This window comes from Pseudomonas sp. MF09150 (assembly GCF_059862355.1).
This window is the reverse complement of sequence record NZ_JCBCUS010000001.1, coordinates 238,675-253,856: the sequence shown is the minus strand read 5'-3', so window position 1 is coordinate 253,856 and position 15,182 is coordinate 238,675. Positions and strand designations below refer to the sequence as shown.

Genomic DNA, 15,182 nt, shown 5'->3' with positions numbered 1-15,182 from the left:
TTGGGCTGCGGTCACGGGCGCTGCCCGGTCAAGCGGGCCGGGGCTGGGTCTTGCTGTCCGGCCACAGGGCCACCAGGATCAGCAGCAGCGCTGCCATCAGGTACGGCAGCCGTGGCTCGACGGCATAGATCAGGGCGCCCGTCAGCGGTCCGATCACCGCCCCGAAACCTTGCGCCGCGCCAATCGAGCCGGCAGTAGCCCCTTGCTCCGAGGCCTCCACGGCATTGGCGGCGAGAGCCGAGAACGAGGGGAAGATGCCGCCCATGCCCGCCGCCGCTACAAAATACGCCAGCCACAGGCCCCAGGCGCTGTCCACCAGCATGCTCCCGGCATAACCGCAGGCGGCGATCAGGGCGCCGACGCGGATCATCCGCAACGGCGGCCATTCCAGCTTGCGCACCACCAATTGCGCGCAAATCAGCGCCACCCCGACCATGGCCAGGGCGATGCCGGCGGCTTGCGCGGCGTCGGCCGGGTTCAGGCCGAGACGGTCAAGGGCATAAAAGCTGACGGTGATCTGCGACACCGACACACACAGCATCGCCACGAACGCCACCGCCATTGGCTGGCGCAGGCGTGGATCGGCCAGGCGCACCGAACGTGGCGGCTGTTTGAGGTGCAGCTCCTGGCGCGGCAGCTTGAACAGCAGCACCAGGAAGGCGATCAGCGGCAACAGGGCCATGGCATACAGCGGCAGGCTCAGGCTGACCCTGGCCAGCATCGCGGCAAACGCCGGCCCCAGGACCAGGCCCACGGCATTGGCGGCACCCAGGGTGGCCATGGCGCGGGCACGGTGCTCGGGTTCGACGTTATCGGCGATCAGGGCGAAACCGCCCACCGGCACCGCGGCATAAAACACCCCGACCAGGCCACGCCCGAGCATCAGCCCGAGAAAGGCCAGCCACATGCTTGGCAGCACCCGCAGGGAGACGTCGATAAACAGGCACAAGGCCCAGTAGGCGAGGGTGAAGCCGGCCGTGCCGACCAACAGCACCCGACGCCGGCCAAAGCGATCGCTGGCCGCGCCCCAGGGCCGGGCCAGAAGCACCCAGATCACCCCGGACACGGTCACGGCGGCGCCGGCCTGCCAGGTGGCCAGTGCCAGCTCGCGCGACAGTGGGCCGATCAGGGAGACGAAAGCCATCATCGACATGGTGCAGGCCATGTACGCGATCATCAGTGGGAACAGTTTGAACGGGGCGGCGGTCAGCGGCTGAGTGGTGGTGGCCGTTGAGCTGGGCATAAAAAATCATCCATGAGGGGCGGGCGTTTCGCGACCTTATACAAGCAGCGGGCGAAGGCTCAGGGTTATTGGCGCGGCTGATGGTAGCCCGACAGGGCGCGGGCGGGTACAGGCGAGTGTGTGCAGATGCTTGGCAATGGCGCGGGCAAAGCTGCCGCCGCAGGCATGGGCTGCCTGCGCGACAGGGGCCGCAGAGCCCGGGGCAGGGCCTGCGGCAGCGACAGCCGGGGTCAGTTCAGGCCCAGTTTGCCGCGCAGGGTCGACAGGTCTTCAGCCAGGGTGTTGACCGGGCCGACCAGCGCCTTGCGATCGTTTTCCTTGACCTTGTCATAGGTCTGGAAGCCACCGTCGGCGGTTTTGTACTTGGCCAGGATCTTGTTCACCGTGGCAAAGTTCTTGTCGACCTTGGCCACGAAGGCCTTGTCCTGCTTCTCTATCTGCGGACGGAACAGGTCGACGATTTTTTTCGCGCCGTCGATGTTGCCCTGGAAGTCATACAGGTCGGTGTGGCTGTAGCGGTCTTCTTCACCGGAGATCTTGGTCGCGGCCACTTCTTCAAGCAGGGCGGCGGCGCCACCCACGACTTTTTCCGGAGGGAAGGTCAGGCCGGCGACGCGGGTCTGCAGGTCCTTGACGTCCTTGTTCAGGCCGTCGGCCAGCTCATCCAGGCCCTGGGTGCTGTTTTCCGAGAACAGTGAGTACTCCAGGCGGTGGAAGCCGGTGAAGTCCTCGGCCTTGACGCCTTTCTCGTGGTCGTCGACCCGGGAGTCGATGGACGCATCGAGGTCACTGAACAGCTCGGCAATCGGCTCGATCGACTCGTAGTACACGCGGGTCGGGGCATAGAGCTTCTTGGCGGTGGCCAGGTCGCCTTTTTTCACCGCGTCGGTGAATTGCTGGGTGTGGCTGGCGAGCTCGTCGAGCTGCTCGGTGACGTAGATCTTGTAGTCGGAAATCGGCCCCACCAGTTCCAGCGGCGACGTGGCGGCAAAAGCCGAAAGCGGAACATGGAGCAAGCCAAGGGTCAGCAACACAGCAAGAGGCGACTTTTTCATGGGACGTTTCCGTGGGGGGTGGGTTGTATCAAGCAGAGGTTTTGGGTTGGGTGGCGTTGAGCAATGTGCGACCGATAAAGTCCTGGTCGCCGGTTACACCCGGCAGGGTGAAGAAATAACCGCCGCCGACGGGCTTGAGGTATTCCTCCAGGGGCTCGCCGTTGAGCCGGGTCTGGACCGCAATGAAGCCTTGCTCCAGGTCAGCCTGGTAGCAGATGAACAGCAGCCCCATGTCCAGCTGACCGTTCTTGTTGACGCCGTTGGAGTAGTTGAACGGTCGGCGCAGGATCAGGTTCTTTTCGGTTTGCGCGGTGCGCGGATTGGCCAGGCGAATGTGCGCATCGAGCTTGGTCAACTTGCCGTGGGGGTCCTGCTGGTAGTCGGGGACCTGGGTTTCGTGCTGGCCACCCATGGGCGCGCCGGTGGTCTTGATCCGGCCGATGATGCTTTCCTGCTCCTGCAGCGGCGTGCGGTCCCAGCGCTCGACAAAGTTGCGGATGATGCGCACTGCCTGATAGCTGCCGTGGGCGGCCCAGGCCGGTTCGTCGCTGCCCGGCTGGACCCATACCAGCCGCGTCATGGCGCTCTGGTCGTTGGAATCGGGGTTGGCCGAACCGTCGCGAAAGCCCAGAAAATTGCGGGCGCTCTGCGCCGGTTCGCCGGCACGGACCGGGGCCTGGGGCGGCACGCTGCCTTCCTGTTTCCAGCGCACCAGCAGCAGGTCCGGCAGGTTTTTCACGATGTCGCGCAGGGCGTGAATGTTGGTGTCGGTGGTGTTGGAGCAGAACTGCAGGCTCAAGTCGCCATGGCAGCAGTCGGCTTCCAGGGCGTCGTTGGGAAAGCCGACCATGCGGATCAGGCGCTTGGGCTTGGCGTCGCCCAGGCCGAAGCGCTCATCGAACAGCGATTCGCCGACCGAGACGGTGATGGTCAGGTTGTCCGGGGTCACCACCGGGCCCAGGATGCCGGAGTCGGGCGGTGGCAGTTTCGGGTCGATCTCGGCCACCGGGCCGCCCCGCATCAGGAAGCTGATGCGTTCGTTGAGAGTACGGAACAGGCGCTCCAGGTCTTCGCGGTCGCTGGCCAGGACGTCGAACGACACCAGCATGCCGGCTGCCGGGCGCGGGGTGACGATGCCGCTCTGGTGCTGACCGTGGAAGTCGTGGCGGTCCTGGGTCTTGTCGCTGCTCGGCGCCTCGGTGACCTGGGCCGGTGTGCTGGCGGCCATCGCCGGGCAGCTCAGGGCCGAGCCGGCCAGGGCGACGCCGGCGGCGCCCATGCCCAGCAGCACGCGGCGACGCTGAGCGGAAAATGACGGTTGCTGCTGATCTGAATCGTTCATTTCACAAAGTCTTCTGCTTACAGGCCGGACAGGCCAAGGGCGGGATCGATGGCATCCAGTGCGTCGGCCAGTTGCTTGGCCTGGTCGGCAATCTGTTGGCGCTGAGTGGCATTGACGCTGTCGTAGGTGCGGTAGCCGTCGCCTGCGCGCAAGGTGGCGAACTGGGACTCCAGGCCGCTGATGGCGGTGTCGATTGGCGGCAACAGCTCGGCGGCGGCCTTGCTCAACAAGGGCCGCAACAGGTCGATGACCTTGCGCGTGGTTTGCAGGTTGCTGGCAAAGCCATTGAGGTCGCTGTGGCTGTAGCGTTCCTCTTCACCGCTGACCGCGCGCACTTCAGCCAGGCTGCGCACGTTGCGGGCGACCACGCTGACCAGTTGCTCAGGTGGCAATGACTGGGCCAGCAGTTGCTGCTTGAGGCTGCTGACATCGTCGAGCAGGCGCTGGGCCACGGGGGCCATGCCGCTCAGGTCGCGTTGCTGGAACAGGGCGTATTCGAGGCGGTGGAAACCCTGGAATTGTGGGTCCTGCTCGCGCTTTTCAAAGTAGTCGGCGCGGGCATTGATCGCGTTGTCCAACTCGGCCAGGCGTTGCGCGGCCGGGGCCAGGCGCTGGTAGGCCGCGCGGGCCGGCAGGTACAAGGCCTGGGCCTGTTGCAGGTCGCCTGCGGCCACGGCTTGCTGCAGGGCGGCGACCGCCTTGATCAGGGCGCTGCTCTGGCTGCTGAGGTAGACCCGGAACTCCGAGAGCGGGCCGATAAAGGCCACCATCGACGGGCGCGCCTTGGCATTGGCGTCGGACTCCGCCGTCGGCGTCACGTGCAGGGTGCCGCGCGGGTTGCTCAGCAGGCCGCAGGTGATGGCGTAGTCGCCGGGCAGCAGGTTGGCGTTGATCACCTGGCTCAGGCCCGGGGCGATGTTCTCGCGCTCTTCGACCACCAGCACGCCGTCGAGGATTTCCCATTCCACGGCACGTTCGGAGCGGTTGACGATCCGGAAGCTCGCTCGCCCGGCCGGCACGCTCAGGGCGTTGGGCTCGCAGCTGTGGGGGTGGATGGTGACAGTGATTTCACCCTGGTTCTGGTTGCTCTGGCGCTTGCTGGCCGCGAGCTGCGAGGCGTAGTAGAACAATCCGCCGGCGGCGATCATCACGATCACCGAACCGGCTACCGCCCAACGCAGAGCGCGGGGGGGCGAGGCCTGTGGGGATGCTTGCTGGGTCATGGAGAGCCTTACTGACTGGAAACGGAAGACGAGGAACTGGCCGGTTTGGCGGGCGGGGCGCTGGGCAGGAAGAACAGCACCAGGGTCACCACCAGGTACAGCAGGTAGGCGCCCAGGGTGCTGATGGTCGGTGCATCCTGGTAGCCGAACATGCCGGCCAGGACCGAGCCCAACGGGCCATCCATCGGCAGGCTGGCGCTGAAGTCGAAGAGCACGGTTTGCAGGTGGTTCCAGACGCCTGCTTCATGCAGGGCCTGCACCGAGTTGGCGAGGATCCCGGCGGCGACCACCAGGATAAACAGCCCGGTCCAGCGGAAGAACGCGCCGAGGTTCAGGCGCATGCTGCCGGTGTAGATCAGGAAGCCGACGATGATCGCCAGGATCAGGCCGAGCAGGGCGCCTATGGGACCGGCAGGGCCTTCGCTCTGCTGGAACACTGCGAGCAGGAAGAACACAGTCTCCAGGCCTTCGCGGGCCACGGCGAAAAACACCATGGCGATCAGCGCGGTGACCTGGTGCTTGGAGCCCGCCAGAGCGTGGTCCAGGGACACATGCAGCGAATGCTTGATGGAGCGCGCCACCTTGCGCATCCAGAACACCATGGAACTGAGGATGCCTACCGCCACCAGCCCGACCACGCCTTCGAACAGTTCCTGCTGCTTTTGCGGGAATTCCGCGCTCATCAACTCCAGGCCGCCGCCGACCAGCAGGGCCAGGGCCGCGGCGAGGAAGACGCCGATCCACACTGCGGGCATCCACTGGCCACGGCCGGTCTGCTTCAGGTAGCTGGCGATGATGCCAACGATAAGCGCGGCTTCAATGCCTTCGCGCAGCATGATCAAAAAGGGAACGAGCATTCAGCACCGGCGGGGAAGGAGTCAGGGGTTCAATTTGTAACATAATGATACTCATTGCTGAATGACTATTATTGCTATCTCCTGAACATGGGCTGAACGGGACTCGTTTACAAACAGCCAGGCCCCGCCTATGACGGCGTGGCGTTGAATCTGAATGAAATTGCCGTTCGTCGCCCACAACGCGCCCGGGTTCCGGGCGCGGCAGGCGAGGCGTGGATTGATCGCGGGGGAGGATGCAGAAGGCCGGTTTAGAGCGCCAGGAATGGTCTAGCCGAGGTTCTGCTCGGTCAGCCGTTGCACCGCCAGTCGGCGGTAGTGGGACGGGGTCATGCCCTTGAGCTGTTGGAAACGCCGATTGAAGTTGGAGATGTTGTTGAAGCCGGATTCGAAACACACATCGGTCACCGGCTTGTCGCCGTCGGCCAGCAACTCGCAGGATTTGCTGATCCGCAGGCGATTGACGAACTCGACGAAGCAACGCCCGGTGGCCTGCTTGAACACCCGGGAGAAATAGGTGGGTTTCATGCCCAGGTAGTCGGCGACTTCTTCCAGCGGCAGTTCCCGGGCGTAGTGACTAAAGATGTAGTCCACCGCACGGTTAGTGCGATCCACATTGTGTTCGTCGGCCAGTTGCACGTTGGTTGCGCCGGACAGCAACTGAAAGTCGTCACTGGCCGCCAGCAGCTCCAGCAGAATGAAAAAGTACCCCAGGCGCGTGACGCCGCTGGAGTCGGCGATGCGCTGCATCAGGTTCATGGCCTGGGCAATGGTGCGCTTGCAGCGGAACTCGATGCCGTATTGCGCGCGTTCCAGCAGTGGGGCGAGGTTTTTCAGCTCGGCGAAAACCTGGTAGCCGCTTTCGAACAACTCGTCAGTGAAGTTCACCAGCATGTCGCGCTTGGGCACCACTTCATCCTCGGCCACCTGGCTGATCCAGTTATGGGGCAGGTTGGGACCGGTGAGGAACAGGGATTCGGGGTAGAAGTTGCCGATGTAGTCGCCGATGAACACCTTGCCCGAGCTGGCGACGATCAGGTGCAGCTCGTATTCCTTGTGAAAGTGCCAGCGCACCAGAGGGCAGGGAAAACCGTGCTGGCGATAGATGACCGACAGGCCGTTGTGGTCGTCCATCAACTCGTAGGAAGGGTCGGTGATTTTCGCGGATCGGCTCATGGCGCAGGGCTTTTCTTGTTGTTGGCTCGACGGATAATGCCCTCTGCCATCTCCTGGCACCAGTGCCTGCGGCAGCGGCTACTGAGTCGGGATGCGATTTTTGGCTTCGATCCACTGGGCCATGTACTGGGTACTTTTATGGTGATGGTGGCGCAGCATGGCGCCGGTGAAGTTGTCGCGGCGCAGTTGGGCCAGGTTGGCCCGGCATTCGGCCAGGCGCTGGATCAGGGCCGGGCCGTGCACTGGCTGGCGGTAGCGGGCGGCGAGCAGTTGCTGGCCCCGTTGCTGGGCCTGGCGCCAGGCTGCCGGGTCTTGGTACAGGCTGACTGCCGCCGCTGCCAGGGCCGTGGCCGATTGCGCGATGGCTCCCGGCCAGGGTTCGTCGGCGTGCATGGCTTCGGCGCCGACCGGGGTGGTAATGCTCGGCGTACCGCAGAGCATCGCATCCACCAGCTTGCCCTTGATCCCGGCCCCGAACCGCAGGGGCGCCATGCAGATGCGCGCGGCACTCATCACCTGCAACGCGTCCTCGGCCCAGTTCATGATGTGAAAGCCTTGCCCCGGGTTATGCAGTGCCGCCGCCTTGGGCGGGGTGTAGGCGCCATATAGATGCAGCTGGGCGCCGGGCAATTGCTGGCGGATCAGCGGCCACAGGCTGTTCTTCATCCACAGCACCGCATCCCAGTTCGGCGCGTGGCGAAAGTTGCCGATGCTGAGAAAGTGCGCGCGCTCCTCATAAGGCACAAAACGCTCCGGCATCTGCTCCAGCATCAGCGGGCACCAGTGCAGCAGGGCCGGCGGCAACTTGAAGTGCTCGACCAGCAACTGGATCTCAAACTCGGAAATCATCAGGTTCAGGTCGCAGCGATAGATCGCGGCAATCTCGCGCTTGGCCAGGTCGGTCTCGGCCATGTTCTCGAATTCTTCCCGCAGCGCCGGGGCGAACAGGGCGCTGAAATCGTCGCTGTCAGTGCTGTCTTTCAGGCGCTGTTTGAGCCGGTCGTGGCGCGCGTGGCGCAGGCTCTGCAGGTCGGAGGTCTCCAGTACGCGCAAGGCGTTCGGGCAATGCTGCTCAACGCGCCAGCCGAACTGCTCCTCCATCATGAACTGATCGAACAGCACGATATCCGGCGCCAGCTCGGCGACAAAACGGTCGAAGCTGCTGTTGTTGAGCTCGATCGGGCATTCGCGAATGCCCAGGGCCGCCAGGTTTTCCTTGTGTTCACCTTCATTGGCCGGGCTGCTGAAGGTGATGTCCCAGCCCTGTTCGAGGAAGGTCTGGAGGATCTGCATCATGTGTCCGCCCGCAGCGGAGGAACGGGGCTCAGGCCAGACGTAACCAATGATCAGGACTTTGGTTGCGGCGGTCGGACTCATGAGCGGGTATTCCTGGCAGGCGTGGGGGGAAATCGGGGCGCAATTAAACCACAGCTGGGCGTCAGCGCCGCGATCAACGCAGCGCCGTCAGCTTGGCTCGGGCGGGAAGGGCAGGGTCAGCCTGGGTCGGCAGGCGCAGCCATCAGGCGAGGATGGAACGCACCTTGTCACGCAATTGGTCGATGGAGAACGGCTTGCCGATAACCGACATGCCGGGCGGCACTTCGATGTTTTCGGCATAACCGCTGGCAAACAGAATCGGCAGGCTCGGGCGCAGTTCCCGGGCGCGTGCGGCCAATTGCTTGCCGTCCATGCCGGGCAGGCCGACGTCGGTCATCAGCAGGTCGATGGTCAGGCTGGTGTCTTCGAGCAGTACCAGAGCGGCCTCGCTGCCGTCGGCTTCCAGTACCTTGAACTCAAGCTCTTCGAGCACGTCGACGATCAGCATGCGCACGATGGTGTCGTCTTCGACTACAAGGATGGTGGAAGCGATGCTGGACATAAAAGGACACTCTCGGAAAATTGAAATCGGTAGGCCGGGGCCGGAAAATCGCGGCCTCTTGCATCAGTAAGTCGCGACTGATCACAAGTTCCCGAAGCTGTACAAAAAACCTTTGCTGTACAACCGGCGCCCAGAATAACTGCTCTTGCGCCGGCAGGGCAGTGCACAACGAAAAATTGCCGGGCAAAACTCGCAGAAAAATAGCTCCAGGGGCCCTTTGTGGGGCAAACTCCGTGTTTTTTTACACTTCACCAAGGCCAAATCATGATCCGTCCGTCTTCGGTTGATGAACAGAGTTTTCGCAAACTCCTGAGTCGCAACATCTCCCTGCCATTGGGCGTCGGGGTGTTGAGCGCGGTTTTTTTCGTGTCCCTGATTACCTACCTGTTGTCGGTGATCCAGTGGGTCGAGCACACCGACCGGGTGATCAATAACGTCAACGAGGCCTCGAAGCTGACCGTTGACCTGGAAACCGGCATGCGCGGGTTCCTGATCACCGGTGACGAGCGTTTCCTCGACCCCTACGAGGTGGCCAAGCCGCGGATCATCGATGAGCTGCAAAGCCTGCAGCAACTGGTGGCGGACAACCCGCAGCAAGTCGACCGCTTCCGCCGCCTGGAAGCCTTGCAGGTCGAGTGGAATAATTACGCCCAGGGCATGATCGACCTGCAGCGTCAGAGCGGTGACTATCGCGGTGCGGTGAAGGCCGGACGGGGCAAGCGCCTGACCGATGAAATCCGCAAGGAATACGACGAAGCCGTGGCCATGGAGCAGCAACTGCGGATGGCGCGCAATGAAGATGTCCGGCGCACCACCATTCTCAGCGTGACCCTGTACCTGGTGTTTGTCCTGGGCCTGAGCGGGTTGCTGGCCTACATCGGCCGGCGTGACTTGATGGCCCTGTCGAAAAGCTACAGCGACAACCTCGAGTCCCAGCAAAGAAGCGCCCGGCGCCTGGAGCAGCAAGCCTGGCTGCGCAATGGCCAGACCGAACTGGCCGAGCAGGTCCTGGGGCAACTGACCCTGAACCTGCTGGGGCGCAATATCCTGCAGTTCTGCGCGCAATACCTGGGCTCGCCGGTGGCGGCTCTTTATGTACGTGAAGAGCACGGCGGCCTGAAACGGGTGGCGAGCTACGGCTTTTCCCGGGAGCAGGAGCAACAGGAACAGTCGATCTACAGCGGCGAGGGCATCGTTGGCCAGGCCGCCCAGGAAAACCGCCTGATCCGCCTGGACGAAGTGCCGGTGGACTACTTCAAAGTCAGCTCCGGCCTCGGCGACGGCGCGCCACGCAGCGTGCTGGTGGTGCCGACCAGCAACGACGAGCGGGTCAACGGTGTGGTCGAGCTGGGCTTTTTGCGGGCCTTGACCGATCGCGATATCGAATTGCTCGAGTTGATCGCCGACAACATCGGCACCTCCATCGAGGCTGCGCGCTATCGCCAGCGCCTGCAGGAAGTCCTGGCCGAAACCCAGCAGCTCAACGAAGAGCTGCAGGTGCAGCAGGAAGAGTTGAAAACCGCCAACGAGGAACTGGAAGAGCAGTCGCGGATCCTCAAGGAGTCCCAGGTCCACCTGGAAACCCAGCAAGTGGAGCTGGAGCAGACGAACGAGCAGTTGGCCGAACAGGCGCAGACCCTGGCCGAGCAGCGCGATGCCATGGACCGCAAGAACAACGAGCTGAACCAGGTGCAGATCCAGCTCGAAGAGCGTGCCGACGAGTTGCAGCGCTCCAGCAAGTACAAGTCCGAATTCCTCGCCAACATGTCCCACGAGCTGCGCACGCCGCTCAACAGTTCGCTGATCCTGGCCAAGCTGCTGGCGGAGAACCCCCAGGAAAACCTCAGCGCCGAGCAGGTCAAGTTCGCCGAGTCGATCTATTCGGCCGGTAACGACTTGCTGAACCTGATCAACGACATCCTGGATATTTCCAAGGTCGAAGCCGGCAAATTGGAGATGCGCCCGGAACACGTCAGCGTGCCGCGCCTGGTCGAAGGCCTGCGCGGCATGTTCCAGCCGCTGACCGTGGACAAGGGCCTGGCGTTCGAGCTCGAGGTGCAGCCCGGCACGCCGCAGATGCTGTTCACCGACCGCCAGCGCGTCGAGCAGATTCTCAAGAACCTGCTGTCGAACGCGGTGAAATTCACCGAAAAAGGCCAGGTCAGCCTCACGGTCTCGCGCCAGCCGGGTGTCGGGATTGCCTTTACCGTGCGTGATTCCGGGATCGGCATCGCCCAGGATCAGCAGCAGAGCATTTTCGAAGCCTTCCGCCAGGCCGACGGCACCACTAACCGGCGTTACGGCGGCACCGGCCTGGGCCTGTCGATTTCCCGCGATCTGGCGGCCTTGCTCGGCGGCTCGATCACGGTCAGCAGCGAGCCAGGGCAGGGCAGTATCTTCACCCTGGAATTGCCTGAGCAGTACATCGAGCAGGCCGAAGGCAGCCCATTGCCCGAGACGCCGACGGTGGTGGTCAGCACCACGCCGTTCACGCCACGGCCGGCCCCGGCGCCGCTGCCGGAGGTGGTTGAAGTGCCGATCGCGCGTTTTGCCGATGACCGCGACAAGGCTCCTTTCGCCACGCGCTGCATCCTGGTGGTGGAAGACGAGCCCAATTTTGCGCACATCCTTTATGACCTGGCCCATGAGCTGGGCTATCACTGCCTGGTGGCCCACGGCGCCGATGAAGGCTACAGCCTGGCGGCGCAGTTCATCCCCGACGCGATCCTGCTTGACATGCGCCTGCCAGACCATTCCGGGCTGACGGTGCTGCAGCGCCTCAAGGAGCACGCCGAGACCCGGCACATCCCGGTGCACGTGATTTCGGTGGAAGATCGAGTCGAGGCCGCCATGCACATGGGCGCCGTTGGCTATGCAGTCAAGCCCACCACCCGTGAAGAGCTCAAGGACGTGTTCGCGCGCCTGGAAGCCAAGCTGACGCAGAAGGTCAAGCGCGTGCTGCTGGTGGAAGACGACGACCTGCAACGCGACAGCATCGCCCGCCTGATCGGTGACGACGACATCGAAATCACCGCCGTCGGCCTGGCCCAGGAAGCCCTGGACCTGCTGCGCCAGAACATCTACGACTGCATGATCATCGACCTGAAACTGCCGGACATGCTGGGCAACGATCTGCTCAAGCGCATGTCCACCGAAGACATCTGCTCGTTCCCGCCGGTGATCGTCTACACCGGTCGCAACCTGACCCGGGACGAAGAGGCCGAACTGCGCAAGTACTCGCGCTCGATCATCATCAAGGGCGCCCGCTCGCCGGAGCGCCTGCTGGATGAAGTGACGCTTTTTCTGCACAAAGTCGAATCCCAGCTGTCCCATGAACGACAGAAGATGCTCAAGACCGCCCGCAGCCGCGATCGGGTCTTCGAGGGGCGCAAGATCCTGCTGGTGGACGATGACGTGCGCAACATCTTCGCCCTCACCAGTGCCCTGGAGCAGAAAGGCGCGGTCGTGGTGATTGGCCGTAACGGCCATGAAGCGATCGCTAAATTGAATGAAGTCGAGGACATCGACCTGGTGCTGATGGACGTGATGATGCCGGAGATGGATGGCTATGAAGCCACGATCGAGATCCGCAAAGACCCGCGCTGGCGCAAGCTGCCGATCATCGCAGTGACCGCCAAGGCCATGAAGGACGACCAGGAACGTTGCCTGCAGGCCGGTTCCAACGATTACCTGGCCAAGCCGATCGACCTGGATCGCTTGTTCTCGCTCATTCGAGTCTGGTTACCCAAGATGGAAAGAATCTAGTGGAGCGCAATACCGAAATCGAACTGCGTTTGTTGATCGAAGCTATTTATCTCAAATACAGCTACGACTTTCGCGACTACTCCGGCGCTTCGATCAAGCGCCGGGTCAACCATGCCTTGCGCCAGTTCGAATGCAAGACCATATCGGCCCTGCAGGAACGGGTGCTGCACGACCCGACGGCGTTCATGCAACTGCTGCAGTTCCTGACGATTCCGGTCAGCGAGATGTTCCGCGACCCGTCGCATTTTCTGGCGATCCGCCAGGAAGTGGTGCCGCTGCTCAAGACCTACCCCTCGATCAAGATCTGGATCGCCGGCTGCAGCACCGGTGAAGAGGTGTATTCCATGGCCATCCTGCTGCGCGAGGAAGGCTTGCTGGAACGCACCATCATCTACGCCACGGACATCAACCCCAGCTCGCTGGAAAAGGCCAAGCAGGGGATCTTCTCCCTGGAGAATATCCGCGCCTACACCCACAACTATCAGCAGGCCGGTGGCCAGCGCTCGTTTGCCGATTACTACACGGCGGCCTACGACTACGCGATTTTCGACAAGACCCTGCGCGAAAACGTGACCTTTGCCGACCACAGCCTGGCCACGGACAGCGTGTTCTCCGAAACGCAATTGATTTCTTGTCGTAACGTATTGATTTACTTCAATAAAAAGTTGCAGGATCGGGCGTTTGGGTTGTTTCATGAGTCGCTGTGTCATCGTGGCTTCCTGGTCCTGGGCAGCAAGGAAACCCTGGATTTCTCCGCCTACGGCAAGCATTTCGAACCCCTGGTCAAACAAGAACGGATCTACCGCAAGTTATGAGCCACGGTGTTATCGAACCTGAAACCCTGCCTCGGGTCGAGGCTGTAGTCGTCGGCGCTTCGGCGGGCGGCGTCGAGGCGTTGTTGAGCATCTTTGGCGAGCTGCCACGGGGCTTTGAGCTGCCGATCATTGTCGTGCTGCACCTGCCGGACGAGCGCCGCAGCCAGTTGGCCGAGGTCTTTGCCAAGCGCGTCGCGCTGCCGGTCAAGGAGGCCGAGGACAAGGAGTCGCTGACCCCCGGCACCCTGTACTTCGCCGCGCCCGGTTATCACCTGTCGGTGGAGCAGGATCGCAGCCTGTCCCTGAGCCTGGAGGCGCGCCTGCATTACTCGCGCCCGGCCATCGATTATCTGTTCGAGTCCGCAGCCGATGCCTATGGGCCCAGGCTTGCGGCAGTGCTCCTGACCGGGGCCAATCAGGATGGCGCCCGGGGCCTGGCCCAGGTCAAGCGGCGCGGTGGCCTGACCGTGGTCCAGGACCCGCAGGAAGCCCAGGTCGCGACCATGCCGGACGCGGCGCTGGCCCTGCACCAACCGGACTATATTCTCCCTTTGCGCGGCATCAGCCGTCTGCTAGTCGAGCTGGAACGAATCGCATGTTAAGTACCATTCAAGCCAAGCTGCTGATCGTCGACGATCTGCCGGAGAACCTGCTGGCCCTCGAAGCGCTGATCAAGCGCGAAGACCGCACCGTGTACAAGGCGCTGTCGGCTGACGAAGCGCTGTCGCTGCTGCTGCAGCATGAGTTCGCCATGGCCATCCTCGACGTGCAGATGCCCGGGATGAACGGATTTGAACTGGCCGAATTGATGCGCGGCACCGAAAAGACCAAGAACATCCCCATCGTGTTTGTCAGCGCCGCCGGGCGCGAGCTCAATTACGCCTTCAAGGGCTATGAGAGCGGGGCCGTGGACTTTCTGCACAAGCCGCTGGATATCCATGCGGTGAAGAGCAAGGTCAATGTGTTCGTCGACCTGTATCGCCAGAGCAAGGCCATGAAGCAGCAGGTCGAGGCCCTGGAACAGAGCCGGCGCGAGCAGGAAGTGCTGCTCAAGAAGTTGCAGGCGACCCAGAACGAACTGGAGCAGGCGGTGCGCATGCGCGATGACTTCATGTCGATCGTGGCCCATGAAGTGCGCACGCCCCTCAACGGCCTGATTCTCGAAACCCAGCTGCGCAAGATGCACCTGGCCCGGGACAACGCCGCCGCGTTCACCCTGGACAAGATGCACGCCATGGTCGACCGCGATGAGCGCCAGATCAAAAGCCTGATTCGCCTGATCGAAGACATGCTCGACATCTCGCGCATCCGCACCGGCAAGCTGTCGATCCGCCCCAGCCGCTTTGATCTGTGCCAACTGGTCCGGGGCCTGCTGGAAAACTTCGCGCCCCAGGTCCATGCCGCCGAGTCGTCGGTGAGCCTGAGCGCCGAGGACAGCGTTGAAGGCGAGTGGGATGAGTTCCGCATCGAGCAAGTCATTTCCAACCTGCTGACTAATGCCCTGCGCTACGGGGCCAAGAGCCCGATCGAAGTGCGGGTCTACCGCCAGGACGGCGAGGCGCGGGTGGAGGTGCGTGATCACGGGATCGGCATCAGCGAAGACAACCAGAAGCGGATTTTCCAGCAGTTCGAGCGGGTTTCCGGCAGCCCGGTGGCCGCCGGCCTGGGCCTGGGATTGTTCATTTCAGAGCAGATCGTCGCCGCTCACGGCGGCTCCATCACCGTCCAGAGCCAGATCGGCGAAGGCGCGCTGTTTCGCGTGAGCCTGCCGCTTGGGGAAAACCACTAAACTCGACGCAACCTCTGCGTGACCCAGTGGTCGTATCAGCA

The 15,182-nt window shown here is 62.9% G+C and carries 11 protein-coding genes and 2 pseudogenes; 5 read left to right on the top strand and 8 right to left on the bottom strand.

Annotated elements, in window-relative coordinates; genetic code table 11:
* Positions 1 to 28: 28 nt before the first annotated feature.
* The 8 genes from AC19YX_RS01050 to AC19YX_RS01015 all read right to left on the bottom strand — a co-directional run bounded on the left by AC19YX_RS01050 (position 29) and on the right by AC19YX_RS01015 (position 8,772).
* Positions 29 to 1,243, bottom strand: a complete 1,215-nt coding sequence (locus tag AC19YX_RS01050) for an MFS transporter (protein WP_500605458.1) — start codon at positions 1,241 to 1,243, stop codon at positions 29 to 31.
* Between the two features lie 230 nt (positions 1,244 to 1,473).
* Positions 1,474 to 2,298 (bottom strand): iron uptake system protein EfeO, encoded by an 825-nt coding sequence (gene efeO, locus AC19YX_RS01045; RefSeq protein WP_078472269.1) that lies wholly within the window; start codon positions 2,296 to 2,298, stop codon positions 1,474 to 1,476.
* 28 nt (positions 2,299 to 2,326) lie between these two features.
* Positions 2,327 to 3,640 (bottom strand): iron uptake transporter deferrochelatase/peroxidase subunit, encoded by a 1,314-nt coding sequence (gene efeB, locus AC19YX_RS01040; protein WP_078472270.1) that lies wholly within the window; start codon positions 3,638 to 3,640, stop codon positions 2,327 to 2,329.
* Between the two features lie 17 nt (positions 3,641 to 3,657).
* Positions 3,658 to 4,863, bottom strand: coding sequence for an iron uptake system protein EfeO (efeO, locus tag AC19YX_RS01035; RefSeq protein ID WP_500605457.1), 1,206 nt, complete (start codon positions 4,861 to 4,863; stop codon positions 3,658 to 3,660).
* A gap of 8 nt (positions 4,864 to 4,871) precedes the next feature.
* Complete coding sequence (efeU, locus tag AC19YX_RS01030; RefSeq protein ID WP_500605456.1) at positions 4,872 to 5,720, bottom strand: iron uptake transporter permease EfeU; 849 nt, start codon at positions 5,718 to 5,720, stop codon at positions 4,872 to 4,874.
* A gap of 267 nt (positions 5,721 to 5,987) precedes the next feature.
* Positions 5,988 to 6,893 (bottom strand): AraC family transcriptional regulator, encoded by a 906-nt coding sequence (locus AC19YX_RS01025; protein WP_500605455.1) that lies wholly within the window; start codon positions 6,891 to 6,893, stop codon positions 5,988 to 5,990.
* Positions 6,894 to 6,971: 78 nt separating this feature from the next.
* On the bottom strand, positions 6,972 to 8,270 hold the full coding sequence (locus AC19YX_RS01020) for a glycosyltransferase (protein ID WP_500605454.1): 1,299 nt from the start codon (positions 8,268 to 8,270) through the stop codon (positions 6,972 to 6,974).
* A gap of 142 nt (positions 8,271 to 8,412) precedes the next feature.
* On the bottom strand, positions 8,413 to 8,772 hold the full coding sequence (locus AC19YX_RS01015) for a response regulator (protein WP_078472275.1): 360 nt from the start codon (positions 8,770 to 8,772) through the stop codon (positions 8,413 to 8,415).
* 264 nt (positions 8,773 to 9,036) lie between these two features.
* On the opposite strand from AC19YX_RS01015, the pseudogene AC19YX_RS01010 reads away from it, so the two are divergent.
* The 5 genes and pseudogenes from AC19YX_RS01010 to AC19YX_RS00990 form a co-directional block, all read left to right on the top strand.
* Positions 9,037 to 11,203, top strand: a pseudogene (locus AC19YX_RS01010) (CHASE3 domain-containing protein); the annotation flags it as partial.
* 113 nt (positions 11,204 to 11,316) lie between these two features.
* Positions 11,317 to 12,537 (top strand): annotated as a pseudogene (locus AC19YX_RS01005) (response regulator); the annotation flags it as partial.
* Positions 12,537 to 13,352, top strand: coding sequence for a CheR family methyltransferase (locus AC19YX_RS01000; RefSeq protein ID WP_020298001.1), 816 nt, complete (start codon positions 12,537 to 12,539; stop codon positions 13,350 to 13,352). The pseudogene AC19YX_RS01005 and the gene AC19YX_RS01000, both read left to right, overlap by 1 nt.
* A complete protein-coding gene (locus AC19YX_RS00995; protein WP_500605453.1) occupies positions 13,349 to 13,954 on the top strand; it encodes a chemotaxis protein CheB in 606 nt (201 codons plus the stop codon). Before AC19YX_RS01000 ends, AC19YX_RS00995 begins: the two co-directional genes overlap by 4 nt.
* The gene (locus AC19YX_RS00990) at positions 13,948 to 15,141 is read left to right on the top strand and encodes a hybrid sensor histidine kinase/response regulator (protein ID WP_500605452.1); all 1,194 of its coding nucleotides are present in this window, start codon (positions 13,948 to 13,950) and stop codon (positions 15,139 to 15,141) included. The genes AC19YX_RS00995 and AC19YX_RS00990 overlap by 7 nt, the downstream gene beginning before the upstream one ends.
* Positions 15,142 to 15,182 lie beyond the last annotated feature (41 nt).